General features: G+C 63.0%; 17 protein-coding genes. 6 read left to right on the top strand and 11 right to left on the bottom strand.

Annotated features, from left to right (window positions below):
* Positions 1–224 precede the first annotated feature (224 nt).
* The 4 genes from GJ668_RS18070 (at position 225) to recQ (ending at position 4,395) form a co-directional block, all read left to right on the top strand.
* Positions 225–548: a UPF0175 family protein gene (locus tag GJ668_RS18070; RefSeq protein ID WP_155451511.1), complete on the top strand. Its 324-nt coding sequence runs from the start codon at positions 225–227 to the stop codon at positions 546–548.
* A gap of 135 nt (positions 549–683) precedes the next feature.
* Positions 684–1,649 (top strand): Fic family protein, encoded by a 966-nt coding sequence (locus tag GJ668_RS18065; protein WP_222930813.1) that lies wholly within the window; start codon positions 684–686, stop codon positions 1,647–1,649.
* Between the two features lie 115 nt (positions 1,650–1,764).
* Entirely contained in the window at positions 1,765–2,364 is a 600-nt protein-coding gene (locus GJ668_RS18060) for a hypothetical protein (RefSeq protein WP_186343191.1), read from the top strand.
* A gap of 174 nt (positions 2,365–2,538) precedes the next feature.
* Positions 2,539–4,395, top strand: coding sequence for a DNA helicase RecQ (gene recQ, locus GJ668_RS18055; RefSeq protein ID WP_155451509.1), 1,857 nt, complete (start codon positions 2,539–2,541; stop codon positions 4,393–4,395).
* 75 nt (positions 4,396–4,470) lie between these two features.
* Here the strand turns inward: recQ and GJ668_RS18050 are convergent, their stop codons facing one another.
* Positions 4,471–5,361: a phosphoribulokinase gene (locus GJ668_RS18050; RefSeq protein ID WP_155451508.1), complete on the bottom strand. Its 891-nt coding sequence runs from the start codon at positions 5,359–5,361 to the stop codon at positions 4,471–4,473.
* Positions 5,362–5,478: 117 nt separating this feature from the next.
* Between GJ668_RS18050 and GJ668_RS18045 the strand changes: the two genes are divergently transcribed.
* Complete coding sequence (locus GJ668_RS18045; RefSeq protein ID WP_155451507.1) at positions 5,479–7,272, top strand: ATP-binding protein; 1,794 nt, start codon at positions 5,479–5,481, stop codon at positions 7,270–7,272.
* A 64-nt stretch (positions 7,273–7,336) separates the two neighbouring features.
* On the opposite strand, the gene GJ668_RS18040 is transcribed toward GJ668_RS18045, so the two are convergent.
* The 10 genes from GJ668_RS18040 to GJ668_RS17995 all read right to left on the bottom strand — a co-directional run bounded on the left by GJ668_RS18040 (position 7,337) and on the right by GJ668_RS17995 (position 16,541).
* A complete protein-coding gene (locus GJ668_RS18040) occupies positions 7,337–8,035 on the bottom strand; it encodes an electron transport complex subunit E (RefSeq protein ID WP_155451506.1) in 699 nt (232 codons plus the stop codon).
* Positions 8,035–8,700 carry an electron transport complex subunit RsxG gene (gene rsxG / locus GJ668_RS18035; RefSeq protein WP_155451505.1) on the bottom strand — a complete coding sequence of 222 codons (666 nt, stop codon included), beginning with the start codon at positions 8,698–8,700 and terminating at the stop codon, positions 8,035–8,037. Before rsxG ends, GJ668_RS18040 begins: the two co-directional genes overlap by 1 nt.
* Positions 8,697–9,737, bottom strand: coding sequence for an electron transport complex subunit RsxD (rsxD, locus tag GJ668_RS18030; protein ID WP_155451504.1), 1,041 nt, complete (start codon positions 9,735–9,737; stop codon positions 8,697–8,699). The genes rsxG and rsxD overlap by 4 nt, the downstream gene beginning before the upstream one ends.
* Positions 9,738–9,828: 91 nt before the next feature.
* Positions 9,829–11,421 (bottom strand): electron transport complex subunit RsxC, encoded by a 1,593-nt coding sequence (gene rsxC / locus GJ668_RS18025; RefSeq protein ID WP_155451503.1) that lies wholly within the window; start codon positions 11,419–11,421, stop codon positions 9,829–9,831.
* A 15-nt stretch (positions 11,422–11,436) separates the two neighbouring features.
* Positions 11,437–12,006: an electron transport complex subunit RsxB gene (gene rsxB, locus GJ668_RS18020; protein WP_155451502.1), complete on the bottom strand. Its 570-nt coding sequence runs from the start codon at positions 12,004–12,006 to the stop codon at positions 11,437–11,439.
* 12 nt (positions 12,007–12,018) lie between these two features.
* Complete coding sequence (gene rsxA, locus GJ668_RS18015; protein WP_155451501.1) at positions 12,019–12,600, bottom strand: electron transport complex subunit RsxA; 582 nt, start codon at positions 12,598–12,600, stop codon at positions 12,019–12,021.
* A gap of 159 nt (positions 12,601–12,759) precedes the next feature.
* Positions 12,760–14,811, bottom strand: coding sequence for a methionine--tRNA ligase (metG, locus tag GJ668_RS18010; protein WP_155451500.1), 2,052 nt, complete (start codon positions 14,809–14,811; stop codon positions 12,760–12,762).
* Positions 14,812–15,104: 293 nt separating this feature from the next.
* Complete coding sequence (locus GJ668_RS18005; protein WP_155451499.1) at positions 15,105–15,512, bottom strand: hypothetical protein; 408 nt, start codon at positions 15,510–15,512, stop codon at positions 15,105–15,107.
* A 41-nt stretch (positions 15,513–15,553) separates the two neighbouring features.
* Positions 15,554–16,042, bottom strand: a complete 489-nt coding sequence (locus GJ668_RS18000; protein ID WP_186343190.1) for a DUF1648 domain-containing protein — start codon at positions 16,040–16,042, stop codon at positions 15,554–15,556.
* A 31-nt stretch (positions 16,043–16,073) separates the two neighbouring features.
* Complete coding sequence (locus GJ668_RS17995) at positions 16,074–16,541, bottom strand: DUF2269 family protein (protein ID WP_155451497.1); 468 nt, start codon at positions 16,539–16,541, stop codon at positions 16,074–16,076.
* Positions 16,542–16,613: 72 nt separating this feature from the next.
* On the opposite strand from GJ668_RS17995, the gene GJ668_RS20370 reads away from it, so the two are divergent.
* Positions 16,614–16,919, top strand: a 306-nt coding sequence (locus GJ668_RS20370; RefSeq protein ID WP_222930812.1) for a hypothetical protein, incomplete at its 3' end; no start/stop codon positions are given.

Below are 16,919 nucleotides of genomic sequence, written 5' to 3'. Positions count from 1 at the left end.
TCAGGCACTCAAGGACTGGCACGAGAAACGCCCCAAACTCTTCAAAAAACGTGTCTACAATCTCCGGGGACTTGACACGTAGCCACTGAAAACAAAATGTTTGTGAAAAAGGGCACTTTCAGTGTTAACGAATAGTAAACGGTATTTGATCAGCGTTTCCCTAAAGCATTTGGCTGTGATCTGCTGCTGGTGCGTTGTGTCACCTCGTAAATGGGAACTCTGTCATGCAAACCTTTGAAACCCTCAATCTGGCCAGCCATACCAATGACTTGATTCGAGAAGCCGAGTCAGGCGGCCTGTCCATCGTCACCCGCGAGGGGCGTCCTGTCTTCGTCGCGGTTCCATTCGACGACGCTCTGCTGCGCGATGGTTTCATGACGGCACTGGCCATGCGTCTGTTCGACCAGGAAATCATGTCGCTCGGTCAAGCCGCGCGGCTGGCTGGACTGAGCATCGTGGAATTCATGGATCACCTCGATCGATCGGGAATACCTGTTGCCCGTCCTCAAGCTGGCGAGCTGGAGCAGGAACTTGCCCGCTTCGGTTGAGATCGTCGCGGTCGATGCCGGCCCGTTGATCGCCCTGGCGCGAGTCTCCGGCCTGCCGCTACTACCTGGACTCTTTTGTCAGACGCTGATCGCCCAGACTGTCTCTCTAAATCGCTGCGCGTCCAATTGCACGAGATGGGCCGCACATCCGCCGATGAGCGCCCGGCAGGCACCTACGCCCGGGATATCCTGGGTCGACTGCTGGTCGATTTGTCCTGGGCCTCATCCAAACTGGAAGGCAATACCTACACCCGCCTCGACACCCAGAACCTGATCGAATTCGGCCAGATCGCCCAGGGGAAGGATGTCATCGAAACCCAGATGATCCTGAACCACAAAGCGGCTATCGAGATGTTGATCGAGGGCGCCGATGAGGTGGACTTCGATGCCTTCACCTTCCAGAACCTGCACGCTGTATTGTCTCAGGACTTGATGCGCGACCCTGAAGCCTGCGGTCGGTTGCGTCGCCGGCCGGTGGATATCTCCGGCACGGTGTTCCACCCGCTCGCCATGCCTCAGGTCATTCATGACTGCTTTGCCCAGCTACTCGATAAGGCGCGTGCCATTCCCGATCCGTTCGAGCAGAGCTTCTTTCTGATGGTGCAGTTGCCCTATCTGCAGCCGTTCGAAGACGTAAATAAGCGCGTGTCGCGCCTTGGTGCCAATATTCCGCTCATAAAGCATAATCTGTGCCCATTATCCTTCATCGACGTTCCAGAGCGCGCTTATATCGAAGGCATCCTGGGGATCAATGAGTTCAACCAGATGGCGTTATTGCGTGACGTGTTTATCTGGGCCTATGAGCGTTCGTGCCAGCGTTATCTGGCCATTACGCAAACCATGGTCGAACCCGACCCGCTGAAGATCAAGTATCGGGAAGCCTTGATCCAAGCCGTTCAGACCGTCGTTAAAGGCTTGCAGCCGCCCAGTCAGACGGTCATTGCGGACATCGCTCAGCATCACGCCGCCGAGACCGACCGGGCCGCCTTCAGATCGATGCTCACAGTCGCGCTGCAACAGTTGCACGAAGGCAGTATCGCCCGCTATCGGCTGCGCCGATCGGAGTACAGAGCTTGGCAATGCGCACAAAAGCAGGTTTGATGCAGCGTTGCGTCAACCGCGCTCGCAAGGCCACCCATTCGCCCATGTTGCCAGCCGCTCCAACCATGCGTAGCATCCGCGCCTGCAATACCCGTTTTTCAACCAGAGGTTTACAGTGGCCAGTCAGGCAGTCCGCGCGTCCATCCAGGGCCAACCCTTCAACGACGTTCTCAACGAATTACACGCCCACACCTTCTCGGGCGCACCCGGAGAGTCCGACCCCTTCACCCTGAGCGAACTCGATCGCGAATTCATCGCCTACGCACTCGCGATCTACTACCAGTGCGACCACTGCCAGCAGTACCACGGGCGCGCAATCGAGCGCCTGCGCAAAGAAAGCGATGCCAAGCCCTGGGCCTGGCAGGCCGAATTCGTCAAGATCGTACTCTTTCTGCGCACCAGTCGTTCAAGCGTCTCGGAAGTCGAGTGGCAGGGCTGGGTCGAGGCCTGGCGCCGCTTCGCCACCCGTCTGCACTATCGTCATCCAGGCTTTGTCTGCAACATCGCCTATGCGATCGGCATCTCGCGCGCGGATGAGACCCTGATGGAGCTGGCGTTCGAATCGCTGATTCGGCACTATCCGGACGGCGAGACACTGTTGGGCGTGATCCGCGACATCGACCGCGTGGTCGTGTTCATGAAAGCCGCGACCTCCAAGAATCGCACCGACCCCATCGTGCGTCGTCAGCTCAAGACGCTCGGCGTGCAGATCTGAAGCACGTTCAGTTCGCAAACCGCGTCGTATCGGCTGGATCAGTCGCTGGCGCGGTTCGACGTCTATCTTTTCGTGTTCGAACCCATCCGCGCTTGCGCTAAAAGCTGTTTGGTTTTCGGCTTTTTTCTGCTATAAGCAACACAAAGAGTTTTTGGTTCAAGTTTTCCATGTCCGATGAGTGAATCAGCACGCGAGATCCTGAGCCGCGTCTTCGGCTACGACTGCTTTCGCGGCGCCCAGGCCGAGATCATCGACCAACTGATCGGTGGCGGCGACGCCTTGGTGCTGATGCCCACCGGCGGCGGCAAGTCGCTCTGCTATCAGATCCCGGCCCTGATCCGATCTGGAACCGCCGTCGTGGTCTCGCCCCTGATCGCACTGATGCAGGATCAGGTCGAGGCGCTGCGTCAGCTCGGCGTGCGCGCGGCCTTCCTGAACTCCTCGCTCGATCTCGACGAGGCACGCGCCGTCGAGCGCTCGCTGCGCCAGGGCACGCTGGATCTGCTCTATGTGGCGCCCGAACGCCTGCTGACCGAGCGCTGTCAGTCGCTGCTGGACGCGGTCGAAATCGCGCTCTTCGCCATCGACGAGGCACACTGCGTCTCACAATGGGGCCACGACTTCCGGCCCGAATACATCCAGCTCGAATGCCTGCACGCGCGCTGGCCCCAGGTGCCGCGTATCGCACTCACCGCCACCGCCGATGCCCCGACCCGCAACGAGATCGTCGCCCGCCTGAGCCTGGAATCAGCACGCCAGTTCGTCTCCAGCTTCGACCGGCCCAACATCCGCTATCGCGTCGTCGAAAAATCCAACCCGCGCCAGCAACTGCTGGCCTTCCTGCGCCGCGAACACCCCGAAAGCGCCGGTATCGTCTACTGTCTCTCGCGCCGCCGGGTCGAGGAGACGGCGGTCTATCTCGAAGCCCAGGGTTTTAAGGCGCTGCCTTATCACGCCGGTCTACCCTCGGCGATGCGCCGTGAGCATCAAGCCCGCTTTCTGCGCGAGGATGGGCTGATCATGGTCGCCACCATCGCCTTCGGCATGGGTATCGACAAGCCGGACGTGCGCTTCGTCGCCCACCTGGATCTCCCCAAAAGCCTGGAGTCCTACTATCAGGAGACCGGGCGCGCCGGACGTGATGGTCTGCCGGCCGATGCCTGGATGGCCTATGGTCTGAGCGACCTGGTCACACTGCGGCGCCGGATCGATGAATCCGAGGCCGAGGAGCGCTTCAAGCGTATCGAGATGCACAAGCTCGATCAGATTTTGGGCTTCTGCGAAACGGCCAACTGCCGTCGTCAGGTGTTGCTGCACTACTTCGGTGAGCCGCTGGAACAGCCCTGCGGTAACTGCGACACCTGTCTGGAGCCGGTTGAGACCTGGGACGGCACCGAGGCGGCGCGCAAGGCGCTGTCCTGCATCTATCGCACCGGGCAGCGCTTCGGCAGCGCCTATCTGGCCGATGTGCTGCTCGGCAAATCCAACGAACGCATCCGCCGTTTCGGCCACGACAAGGCCAGCACGTTCGGCATTGGCCAGAGCGTCGATGGGCGCCCCATGAACGCCGATCACTGGCGCTCGGTCTATCGCCAACTGGTGGCCGCCGGTCTGGTATCGGTGGATGTCGAGGGACATGGCTCGCTGCGTCTGACCGAGGCCAGTCGGCCTATCCTGCGCGGCGAGCGCGCCATCCAACTGCGACGCGATCCCGAGCGCAAGCGTTCCAGCGACAAGACGCGCGCCCCACGCGTCGCGCCGCCGAGCGATCCCGAGGCCGCTGAGCTTTGGCAGGCGCTGCGCGCACACCGATTCGCCCTGGCCCAGGAGCAGGATGTGCCGGCCTATGTCATCTTCGGTGACGCAACACTGCGCGAAATGCTGGCGCACCGGCCGCGCACCCTGGTCGAGATGGGACGGCTCACGGGCGTCGGCGAGATCAAGCTGGCGCGGTTCGGTGAGGGTTTTCTGCGCGTACTGGCCGAACATGGCCGGCGCTCGGTGTTGCAAGCGGTGGAGGAGGGGCGCTAGAGAACGCGCGAAGCCTAAAAAACCGCAAGGGCGGTCAGCACCCTTGCGGTTGTCATCACACGGCGGACTCGGGCGTTAGACTCGACGCGCGTCCATCATGCGTTCGATGATGGGTTGCAGGATGATCTCCATCGCAAAGCCCATTTTGCCGCCTGGAACCACCATGGAGTTGCGCCGCGACATGAAGGAGTCATGGATCATCGACAGCAGGTAGGAGAAGTCGATGTCGAATCGCTTCGGATCCTTGAAGCGGATGATGACGAAGCTCTCGTCCGGCGTCGGGATGTCGCGGGCGATGAAGGGATTGGAGGTGTCGACCGTGGGTACGCGCTGGAAGTTGATGTCGGTCAGCGAGAACTGCGGCGTGATGTAACGGATGTAGTCCGGCATCCGGCGCATGATGGTGTCGACGATGGCCTCGGCCGAGTAACCGCGCTCGAGATTGTCGCGGTGGATCTTCTGGATCCATTCCAGATTGACGATCGGCACCACGCCGACGCCCAGGTCGACATGCTGGGCGACGTTGCTGTCCTCGGTGACGACCAGACCGTGCAAACCCTCGTAGAACAGGAGATCCGTCCCGGCCGGAACATCCTCCCAAGGCGTGAATTCGCCCGGATTGAGCGAGGTGCCAAGCCGGTCATTGAGCTGGCACGCCTCGTCGGCGCTGTGGATGTAGTAACGCTTCTTGCCCATGCCGGTCTCGCCGTATTCACGGAAGAGGTCTTCGAGCAGATCAAAGCGGTTGGCCGCCGGGCCGAAGTGACTGAGGCTACTGCCGCGCTGGGCAAAGGCCGCCATCTCGGCTTTCATGGCGGCGCGGTCGAAGCGATGGAAGCTGTCGCCCTCGATCACAGCCGCGCTGATGTTGTCGCGATGGAATATGTGCTCGAAGGCGCGCTTGACGGTCGTGGTACCGGCGCCGGATGAGCCGGTGACGGCGACGACTGGATGTTTCTTGGACATTGAGGCTCTCCCCGTTCTCTTTCGTTATTTGAATGCTTGGGCGGTGTATCCGCCTTGGGTTTCGGCTGTCAAGACGTTCGACATGATTCGCTAATATACCATGAAGAGGCGAGAGACATGGCGGTACTCGAATCGACACTGGGACGGCTCGCCGGCACGGCGCGCTGGTCGGCGCGGCTCAGAGGCAATCCTGAGCTTCAGTCGGGCGCGGTGCGCCTGCTGACCGCGCTGTTCGGGGCCGGCTATATCGCGCTGGGAGCCTGGGCCGACTACTATCGGGTCGACGTTCCCTATTTCCTGACCATCTTTGCCTTGCATCTGTTGGCGAGTTTCGCCCTGATCGTCAGCGTGATTTACCGACCCGATTGGGTCGCGCGCCGTTATCTGGCCATCTGTCTCGACGTCGTGGTGGTCAGTCTGGCGATCTTCGTCACGCAGGAGGCCATCAGTCCCTTTTACCTGCTCTATATCCTCATTTTCATCTCGGCCGGCACCCGGTTCGGGCGCGGTCCGCTGATCGTGGGCTCAGTGGTGGCGGTCCTCGCCTACAACCTCGTGCTGATCGAGCTCGACGAGTGGCACCGGCACACCTTCGAGGCCGCGTTCTTCCTGTTGCTGCTGGTGCTGCTGCCGCTGTATCAAGCCTCGCTGCTGCGCCAGCTCCAGCAGGCGCGGGCTGACGCCGAACGGGCGAGCAAGGCCAAGAGCGATTTTCTGGCTATCATGACCCACGAACTGCGCACGCCCCTGACCGGTGTCATCGGCATGGCCGAGCTGCTCCGGGAGACCCGGCTCGATAGCGAACAGTGTGAACAGGTCGAGGCGATCGCCAGTTCGGCCAACGCGCTCAGTGCCCTGATCGGCGACATCCTGGATTTCTCCAAGCTCGACGCCCGCCGGCTCAAGCTCGAACGTCTGCCCTTCGCACCGCGTGAATTGACGCACGAGGTCTGCGCCATCCTCGACGGTCAGGCGTGCGCCCGCGGTCTGGCACTGATCCAGGAGATCGCGCCCGAGGTGCCCGAGCGCGTGCTTGGCGATGCGCTGCGGGTGCGTCAGATCCTCTTCAATCTGATCGGCAATGCCATCAAGTTCACCGAGCACGGCGAGGTCCGTGTGCGCTTGCGTGTGGCCGAATCCTCTCCGGCGCTCGGACGGCCGCATCTCGCGATCGAGGTCATCGACACGGGCATCGGTATTCCAGCCGACACGCTCGACGTGCTGTTCGAGAGTTTCCGTCAGGCCGATGATTCGACCACGCGCCGCTTCGGCGGCACCGGGCTGGGCACGACCATCGCGCGCGAGCTGGTCGTGCTCATGGGCGGCGCCATCGAGGTCGAGAGCGAGGAGGGACGTGGCAGTCTGTTCCGGGTGCGGCTGCCACTGCTCGACGAGCTACCGCCGGCCGTGGCCGAGGAGCCGGCCTGCTACACAGTCAAGACGACGCCCAACGACTGGCGCACGCCCCATGCTGGCCCCGCGATCCGGGTGCTGGTGGCCGAGGACAATGCGATCGCCGCCAAGGTCATCACCCGCTTTCTCGACCGGATGGGCTTCGAGTACGACCTCTTCACCGACGGCGCGTCGGCCCTGGAGGCGGCGCTGGCCGGCGGCTATCAGATCGCTGTTGTCGATCTGCGGATGCCCAAGCTCGATGGTCTCGACTTCACCCGGCGCTATCGGGCTGAGTCCAATGGGCGTCCGCTGCCGATCCTGGCCCTGACCGCCAATGCCTCGGAAGATGTGCGGCACGACTGTCTGGATGCCGGCATGGATGGGTTCCTCGCCAAGCCGGTGAAACCCGATGAACTGAGATCCACGATCGAGCACTTTGGGATTCTGAGCGACACAGGGACTTCAAATTCGCCCAGGCCGATCCATGGCCGCGTCGGCCTCCTTGAGCAGACGTGACGGCTGACTGTCGGGGGCGATGTGGACCACCAGCGCCAGACGACAGCCGATCGTCACTGTTGGGTCAGGTCGGCGCCGTGACCGGTTGCGCGGAGGCCGGCTGTGCAGCGACCTGACGCCGCTTGGCGCGCTGGTCGATGAGATTTTTGAGCGCGATCATCAGTCCCAGTCCGATGAAGGCGCCGGGCGGCAGGATCGCGATCAGCGCACCATGAAAGTCGTCGCCCAGACTCAGCGAGATCGCCTTGGCCCAGTCGCCGAGCAGCAGATCCGCCTGGAAGAACAGCGTCCCCTGACCGACGAACTCGCGCAGACCGCCGAGCGTGGTCAACACCAGGGTCGCGCCCAGGCCCACGGCCAGACCGTCGAGCAGAGCGCGGTCGACCCGGTTCTTGGACGCAAACGCCTCGGCACGGCCGATGATCATGCAGTTGACCACGATCAGCGAGATGAACAGCCCCAGCACCTGATAGAGGTCATAGAAGAACGCCTGCATGATCAGCTCGACCAGGGTCACGAACGAGGCGATGACCAGTACGAACACCGGGATGCGGATCTCGGGTCGCACCAGGTTACGCACCAGGGAAACCGTGCCGTTGGAGCAGACGATGACCGCCGTGGTCGCCAGCCCCATGCCGAGTCCGTTGGTGGCCGAGGTCGTGGTCGCCAGCAACGGACAAAGCCCGAGCAGGGCGACCAGCATTTGATTGTTGCTCCAGACACCGCCGCTGAGGATGTGTCCGTAGGATTGGGGCGCTGACATCAGCCCTGTCCTCCCGTAGCTGAGGCGGGTGCCGTGGTGTCGACGTCGAGCGGTTCATAGAGGGTTTCGCCCTGCTGCTGGACATAGAGCAGGGTGTCGCGCACCGCGTTGACGATCGAACGTGGGGTGATGGTGGCGCCGGTGAACTGATCGAACTCGCCACCGTCACGCTTCACGCCCCATTTCTCCAGCGGTGGATTGGTCAGCGACTTACCGGTGAAGTCGAGCACCCAGTCGGATTTGGCCTCCTCGATCTTGTCGCCCAGTCCGGGCGTTTCATGATGCGAGACCACGCGCACCCCGCCCAGCGTCCCATCGTGCAGCACCGAGACCAGCAGCTTGATCGGGCCGGCATAGCCGTCGGGAACCACGGGTTCGAGCACCAGGGCGACCGGCGATTGATCCTGGCGCGCGCGATAGACCTGGGTGGACTCAGCGCCGAGCAGCTCGCTGGCGCTGACCTGGATGTGGTCCTGGAGCGGATCGTTGTTGACCTGCGCCGCCGGCAGGATGGTGTCGAGCTTGCGCTTCATCGCCTGATACTGGTTGTCGGCGATGCGCTCACCGACCGAGCCCTGGGTGACGGCCACCAGAGTGACGCCGCCGATGGCGAAGGCGCCGAGGACGCTCCCCGACAGCAGGATGGATTTGGCCTTGGTGATCATGTGCGCGCGCTCCCATGTCCAAAGACGCGAGGTTGGGTGTAATAGTCGATGGTCGGGGCCGCGATGTTCATCAACAAGACCGCGAAGGCTACGGCGTCCGGATAGCCGCCCCAGGAACGGATCACATAGACGATGAGGCCGATGCTGGCGCCGAAGACGAGCTGGCCCTTCTTGGTGGTGCAGGCCGTCACCGGGTCGGTGGCGATGAAGAAGGCCCCGAGCATGGCCGCGCCGCTGAAGAGATGGAAGATCGGGCTGGGATGGGTGTGTGGATCGATGGCCCAGAACAGCGTCGCCGTCGCCGTCAGACCCAGTAGCATGGACACCGGAATGTGCCAGGTGATGAGGCGCCGCCACAGCAGATAGACACCGCCGAGCAGGAAGGCCACACCGACCCATTCCCAGCCGCGCCCGCCGAGCCAGCCCCAGGTCTGACTCTGACCGATCTGCTCGATGGTCTGACCCAGATCCAGCTTGCCGCGCATCTCATCGAGCGGCGTGGCCGACGACAGGGCGTCCCACTCGAATCCGGTCGGCAGCGTGCCGTTCAGGATCAGACGCAGCGACTCCATGAAGCTCAGAGGATGTTCGGCCAGTCCGGCCGGCGCCAGCCAGGTGGTCATGGCGACCGGATAGGAGATCAGCAGAAACACATAGGCGGCCATCGCCGGATTGAAGGGGTTGTAGCCCAGACCGCCATAGAGCTGCTTGACCAGTATGATCGCGAACAGCATCCCGAGTAATGTCAGCCACCAGGGCAGGATCGGCGGTACCGAGAGCGCGAACAGCACCGCGGTGACCACGGCGCTCAGATCGCGCAGCGCGATCAGGGGCGAGCGTCCACGCAGGAGCATCACGACGGTCTCGGCGGCCACGGCGAAGGTCACAGCCAGCACGCAATTGATGAGCAGCCCCCAGCCGAAGAACCAGGTCATGACCAGGATGCCGGGGATGAGTGCCAGCAGCACGTCGAGCATGACGCGGTCGACCCGGTTCACGCGCGGGACATGAGGCGATGAGATGACGGAGTTTGGCATGACAGGGAATCCGGCGGTTGACTCGATTACGGCGGCTCGACGGGATCGACCGGGGGCGCGGGGCAACATCCGTCGCTCCGCGCGCCGGTGGTCAATCCTGCCCGGCCGCGTCCGAACGCTTGCGCTCAGCGGCGCGCTGGCGGGCCGCCTCGATCAGGACTTTCTTGGCATCGTCGCCATCGGCGGCGGCCGCTGGCTTTGCCGCCAGCGCCTCCTTCTGCTTGCGTAACCGCGCCTGCTTTTCCTGCTCCTGACGTTCCAGCCGCGCCTGCTTGGCGGCATGACGGGCGCGGGCCTGTTCAGACTTGCGCTTCTCCTGCTCGCGCGCCCAGATCTCGGTCTTGGCGTAGCGATAGTATTGCACCAGCGGAATGTGACTGGGACAGACCTGGGCGCAACAGCCGCATTCGATACAGTCGAACAGGTTGTAGTCCTGCACCCGGTCGAGATCCTTGGCGCGCGCGTTCCAGTACAGTTGCTGTGGCAGGAGCTTGGCCGGGCAGACCTCGGCGCAGCGTCCGCAACGGATGCAGGCGAGCGCCGGCTCTGGATCGGGTGCTTCTGCCGGTGCGAGCGCGAGCAGACAGTTCGTCGATTTGGTGATGGGCGTGGTCGACTCGCGCAGCTCGAAACCCATCATCGGGCCGCCGCAGATGAGTTTGCGGGGTGTCTCGCGATAGCCGCCGCACTGCGCGATCAGATGCTCGATCGGGGTGCCGACCGGCACTTCCAGATTGCGCGGCTCGGCGATGGCGTGACCCGTGACCGTCACCACGCGCGCGATCAGCGGCCGTCCTTCCAACACAGCATCCGCGACGGCCGCGGCTGTGCTGACATTCTGGCAAACGATGCCGATCTGCGCCGGAATGCCGCTCGTCGGCACCTCCTTGCCGGTCAGAATCCGGATGAGCTGCTTCTCGCCGCCGCTCGGATAGAGCGTCGGGATGGTCACGATCTCGGTATAGCCGCCCATGTCGGTCTCGGCCAGGGCCAGTTGCATGGCCGCGATCGCCTCGGGCTTGTTGTCCTCGATGCCGATCAGCACCGTCCGCACCCGCAACAGGTGGTGCATGATGCGCACGCCTTCGAGGATGTGCGCCGCGCGCTCACGCATCAGCCGATCATCGCAGGTAATGTATGGCTCGCACTCGGCGCCGTTGATGATGAGCGTGTGGATCTCACGATCCGTGCCGGGCGTGAGCTTGACGCTGGTCGGGAAGGAGGCGCCGCCCATGCCGACCACGCCGGCCCAGCGGATGCGTTCGCGGATCAGCGCCGGATCGAGTTGCGGATAGTCCGCCAGCGGCGGCGGAAGTTCGGCCCAGGTCTCGGCGCCATCCGGTTCGATGAGCGCGCAGGGCGCCGACAGCCCGGACGGGTGGGGTACCGGATGCGGCTCGATCGCCACCACCCGGCCCGAGGTCGGGGCATGGACCGGGGCGCTGATGAAGCCGGTCGGCTCGGCGATCATCTGGCCCTTGAGGACGCTGTCGCCGACGGCGATCAATGGTCGCCCAGGCGCGCCGATATGCTGCTGCAAGGGCACCCAGAGACGCGCGGCCAGTGGCGCGCGCTCGATGGCGCGACCGTTCGACAGTGCCTTTTCGTCCGGGATATGGATACCGCCGTGGAAGCGCCACAGACGGCGTTCAGGGCTGGATTTGGGCTTGAGTGCAATGACCATGGACGCCGCTCCAGCTCAGGCCGCGTCCCGCAGGGGGGCGGCGCTGTCGCTTTCGACCGGCTGACGGGCCGGATAGGGCCAGCGCCAGCGTTGGATGTCTTCCTGAATCGGGCGCATCTGGATACAGGCAACCGGGCACGGCTCGACACAGAGTTCGCAGCCGGTGCATTCGCTGTTGATGACCGCGTGCAACTGCTTGGCCGCGCCGATGATGGCATCGACCGGACAGGCCTGGATGCAGCGCGTGCAGCCGATGCAATCCTCGGGCTCGATGAAGGCGACCGAGGGAATCTTTTCTTTGATGTCCATGGCCACCGGCTCGCGTCCGAGCAGATCGGCCAGCGCCAGTACTAGCGCCTCGCCACCCGGCAGACACTTATTGATCTCTTCCTCGCCCTTGGCCAGTGCCTCGGCGTAGGGACGGCAGCCCGGATGACCGCACTGACCGCACTGGGTCTGCGGCAGCAGGGCGTCGATCTGATCGGCAATGGGATCGCCTTCGACCCGAAAACGGATCGCCGAATAACCGAGCAGGATACCGAAGAAGGCGGCGAGTGCGGCGATGGCCAGGATAGCGACTAGCATAACGACGGAAACTCAGTTGGCGACCAGGCCGGCGAAGCCCATGAAGGCCAGCGACATGAGACCGGCGGTGACGAGCGCAATGGCGCTGCCCTGGAAGGGTTCGGGCACATCGGCCACGGCGACCCGCTCGCGGATGGCGGCAAAGAGCGCCAGCACCAGCGAAAAACCAATGGCGGCCCCAAAGCCGTAGAGGGCCGATTCGACCAGCGAATGCTTGGCCTGATGATTGAGCAGGGCCACGCCCAGCACGGCACAGTTGGTGGTGATGAGTGGCAGAAAGATGCCGAGCAACTGGTAGAGCATGGGACTGGTCTTGCGCATCACCGTCTCGGTGAACTGCACCACGGCGGCGATTACCAGGATAAAAGAGATGGTGCGCAGATAGCCGATGTCGAGCGGTTCGAGCACGAATTCGTTGACGATCCAACTGATGACCGCCGACAGCGTCATCACAAAGGTGGTTGCCAGACCCATGCCGGTCGCCGTCTCCAGCTTCTTGGACACGCCCATGAAGGGGCAGAGTCCCAGGAACTTCACCAGCACGAAATTGTTGACCAGCACGGTGCCGACCAAGATGAGCGCGTATTCGGTCATGCGGACGGGAGACTCGTGGACACGGGCGGATTGGCGGGACAGGGTTTAGGTGAACGTTGACGACATCGGGCGGATATGGGCGCGCAAGCATACGCCGCCCATCGCCCGGCTACAACCGACATTCGTTAGGGTTATCTGCCTCTCAGAACACGGACAGCCTCACTTCACTTTCATGCCCGGTTCGGCGCCCGCATCCGGGCTGAGGATGAAGAGATCTGCGCCGCCTGGACCGGCGGCCAGCACCATGCCCTCGGAGACGCCGAAGCGCATCTTGCGCGGGGCGAGATTGGCGACCATGACCGTCATCCGGCCTTCCAGATCCTTGGGATCATAGGCCGAGCGGATACCGGCGAAGACGGTGCGCGTCTCGCCGCCGAGGTCGAGCTTGAGTTGCAGCAGCTTGTCGGCGCCCTCGACCAGACGCGCCTCGCGGATCAGGGCCACGCGCAGATCGATTTTGGCGAAGCTGTCGTAGTCGATCAGGTCGGCGATGGGGTCGCGTTCGAGGTGCGGGTTGGTTGCCGCCGGCGTCGCGGTCGTTGACGCCGCGCCGGCAGCACTCAGGTCTTCCTTGGAGTCATCCAGCATGGCCTCGATCTGCTTTGGATCGACGCGCGTCATCAGCGGTTTGAAGGGGGCGATCACATGGCCGAGCAGTGGCGTGGCGAGTGCCGTCCAGGTCAGCGGTTCGATCTGGAGAAAGGCTTCGGACTCGGTCGCCGTGCCGGGCAGGATCGGCCGCAGATAACCGATCAGCACCCGGAACAGATTGAGGCCCATCGAGCAGATATCCTGCAACTCGGCCTCGCGTCCATCCTGCTTGGCCACGACCCAGGGCGCTTTCTCGTCGATGTACTGATTGGCGCGGTCGGCGAGCGCCATGATCTCGCGCACCGCGCGGCTGAATTCGCGTTTTTCATAGGCCGCCGCGATCGAGTCGCCGGCCGCGATGAACTCGGCGAAAAGCTCGGGTTCAGCCAGCGTCGCTGAGAGCGTTCCAGCGAACCGCTTGCTGATGAAGCCCGCACAACGGCTGGCGATGTTGACCACCTTGCCGACCAGATCGGCGTTGACGCGCGCCGTGAAGTCTTCCAGGTTCAGGTCGATGTCGTCGACGCCCGGTCCGAGCTTGGCGGCGAAGTAGTAGCGCAGATACTCGGGGTTGAGATGATCCAGGTAGGTGCGCGCCTTGATGAAGGTGCCGCGCGACTTGGACATCTTCTGTCCATCGACGGTGAGGAAGCCGTGGGCGAAGATGGCACTCGGGGTGCGGAAGCCGGCCCCGTGCAGCATGGCCGGGAAGAACAGGGCATGGAAATAGATGATGTCCTTGCCGATGAAGTGATAGAGCTCGGCGGTCGAGTCCTTACCCCAGAAGCGGTCGAAGTCCAGTCCGGGTGTCTTGTCGCACAGGTTCTGGAAGCTGGCCATGTAGCCGATGGGGGCGTCCAGCCAGACATAGAAGAACTTGCCCGGATGGTCCGGGATCTCGAAGCCGAAATAGGGCGCATCGCGCGAGATGTCCCACTCCTGGAGTCCGGCCTCGAACCATTCGTCGAGCTTGTTGGCGACCTCCTTCTGGAGACTGCCGCCGCGCGTCCATTCACGCAGCATCGGCTCGAAATCGCCGAGCTTGAAGAAATAGTGATCTGACTCGCGCTGTTCGGGCACCGCGCCCGAGACCGCCGAGCGTGGATGCTTCAGCTCGGCCGGCGAATAGCTCGCCCCGCAGGCCTCGCAGTTGTCGCCGTACTGATCGGGCGCGCCGCACTTGGGGCACTCGCCCTTGATGAAGCGGTCGGGCAGAAACATCTGCTCGACCGGATCATAGGCCTGGGTGATCGTGCGCCGGGCGATGTGTTCGGCGTCGCGATTGCGCGCGTAGATGAGCGTGGCGTAGTGCTGGTTCTCGGGCGAGTGGGTCGAGTGATAGTTATCGAAGCCGACACGGAAGGCGGCGAAGTCGGCCTGATGCTCGGCGGCGACCCGTGCGATGAGTTGCTCGGGCGTGATGCCCTCCTGACGCGCGCGCAGCATGATCGGCGTGCCATGGGCGTCGTCGGCGCAGACATACCAGCAGTTGTGGCCGCGCATCTTCTGGAATCGCGCCCAGATGTCGGTCTGGATGTATTCGACCAGATGACCGATGTGGATCGGGCCATTGGCATAGGGGAGGGCGCTGGTGATGAGGATGTCGCGGGGCTGGCTCATGATGGATGACGCTCGGGTACTCGGTCGGCGAACTTGAACCCTGTTCGACGTCGCGCTCTCCGCGCGGGATATCGATGTCGCCAGGGTTCGGGTCTATGGGTGGTTCCGCTTAGACGGGTTTAAGGCGCGTGAACGCTGGAGGGGACGCACCGGATGTGGCGTAGAGTATCGCATGATTGAGGCCGGCGCGGCGGATCGCGGCGATCGGGAAGCGGCGTCGGCAGCATGGGTATCGGGAGCAGGAACGAATGTAATGCCGTTGGTCCCAAATGGCTCTTCACCCCAACGCGCCATCAAGACGCATCCCCCGAGTTTACATCGATCCCTTCGGAACGAAGCAACGCAACGATGTTAGCCATCAACTTCGCCGCGATTGCGGACTCAGCGGGTTGCCGCTTGATCCACTGCTTGAGCGAGCGCCGCTGTTTGATGAACACATGCCACATCACGGGTTGACCACGATAGCCGTCGCCCGCTTCGCATTGGCTGCCACACCCGATCATCACTTCCGCCTCGCCCTCGATGTACTCGATGAACCAGCCCCAGTCCTCGCCCATGGGATAGCTGGTGAAGAGGCCCGCCCGCGCGAGCGCCTGTGAGAGCCACAGGGCCAGCTCGAACCCATAGACACCGGGATTGGCCTGACAGTCTTCCGGCAGGCAGGGAAGGAACTTGTCACTGGTGAATTCGAGGTCGGTCATGGTCAGGGTACGGGGCGGCGTGGATCGATGTCAGGCGCGGGTCAAACGGACGGTACCCGAAAGGCTCTCGTCAGACTCCAGGTCCAGTACAGGGTATAGATGAGAAAGCTCCCGAGCGCGACGAGAAACAGAGGCTCATCGAGGCGTACCGGATCGGAGAGGTTGGCTTCCAGGGTCAGCAGCCCGGCGACAAACAGCAACCCGAACAGCGCCGTGCCGAAGGCCTGGAGTCGCTCGTGAAGCCGCACAGCCGTCGCTTCACGACGTTCCGGGGCCAGCCAGTAGGCGCGATTGGGCAGATTGATCCAGCGGGCAGGAACCCGCCGCACCAGATCGGCACTGCGCGTCAGCAGCCCGAACAGCAGCAACGACAGGCCCACGCTCAGGCCGGTCATGGCCAGACTCGATCCCCAGTCGTCCGGGACGCCGCCCGCGCCGAAGTGGATCGCCACCCGCTCGGGCAGGATCGCCCAGGACACCAGGGCCAGGATCAGGTTGGCGAAAAAACTGAGATACAGGGCCAAGTGCATCGTCGATGACCTCATCACATCCAGACCCGCCTTATCCGGGCTTGGCCACCATGACACCGATGGCCACTACCAGCAGCACGGTCGCCACCACACCCCACATTGCCCAGTGCCGCCCATCCCGCCAGTAGCTCGCCGGGATCTCCCCACTTTCGACGAAGGCCCGTGCCTGTCGACCCTGGCGGATCTGCGCCGGGATCAGCACCCCAGCCCAGAGTGCGCCCGATAGGACCAGCAGCACCTGTCCCCAGACCAACCAGCCGACGTTCAGGACGTCGAGGCCCGCGACGAGCGCCGCCCCGTAGCCGCCAAGCGCGAGCAGCACCACGCCGCCGACGGTGAACCAGACGTCCGTGATGACCACCAGCCGTTGCGCGAAGGCCAGAACGCGCGGATCGCGGGTCCGGTCGGCCGCAAGCTTCCAGATCAGAGTAACGATGGCGTTGCCGACCAGAAGCACGACGCCGATGAGATGGAGTGTTTTCAGGCCGGCGTAGAGCATCACGGCGAGTCAGCAGACTGCATCGAAAGACCGTGTTGAATCACCGTCGACCGACCGCCCAGACTGACCTGCATGCACAACGATCACAGCATTGGCGATGCGAGTGGCACGGCTCTACGTGGAGCCGATACTTTTTCGACTCTAAGCGGCAATGTCGGCGCGTCGGCAGATGTTACGAATGGAACACCAGTTATTTCCGGATCGTTGATATGCATTGGACTTAGGGAAACGCTGATCAAATACCGTTTACTATTCGTTAACACTGAAAGTGCCCTTTTTCACAAACATTTTGTTTTCAGTGGCTACGTCATGAGTGTTTCGCGCTCCATTCAATGGCCCGTGCGGCCCATTTCGGCCACATGTAGATCGTCATATCAC

Origin of the sequence: Allochromatium palmeri (genome assembly GCF_009720725.1) — a bacterium.
GTDB classification, from domain to species: Bacteria; Pseudomonadota; Gammaproteobacteria; order Chromatiales; family Chromatiaceae; genus Thermochromatium; species Thermochromatium palmeri.
This window is presented reverse-complemented; position numbering and strand designations above follow the sequence as displayed.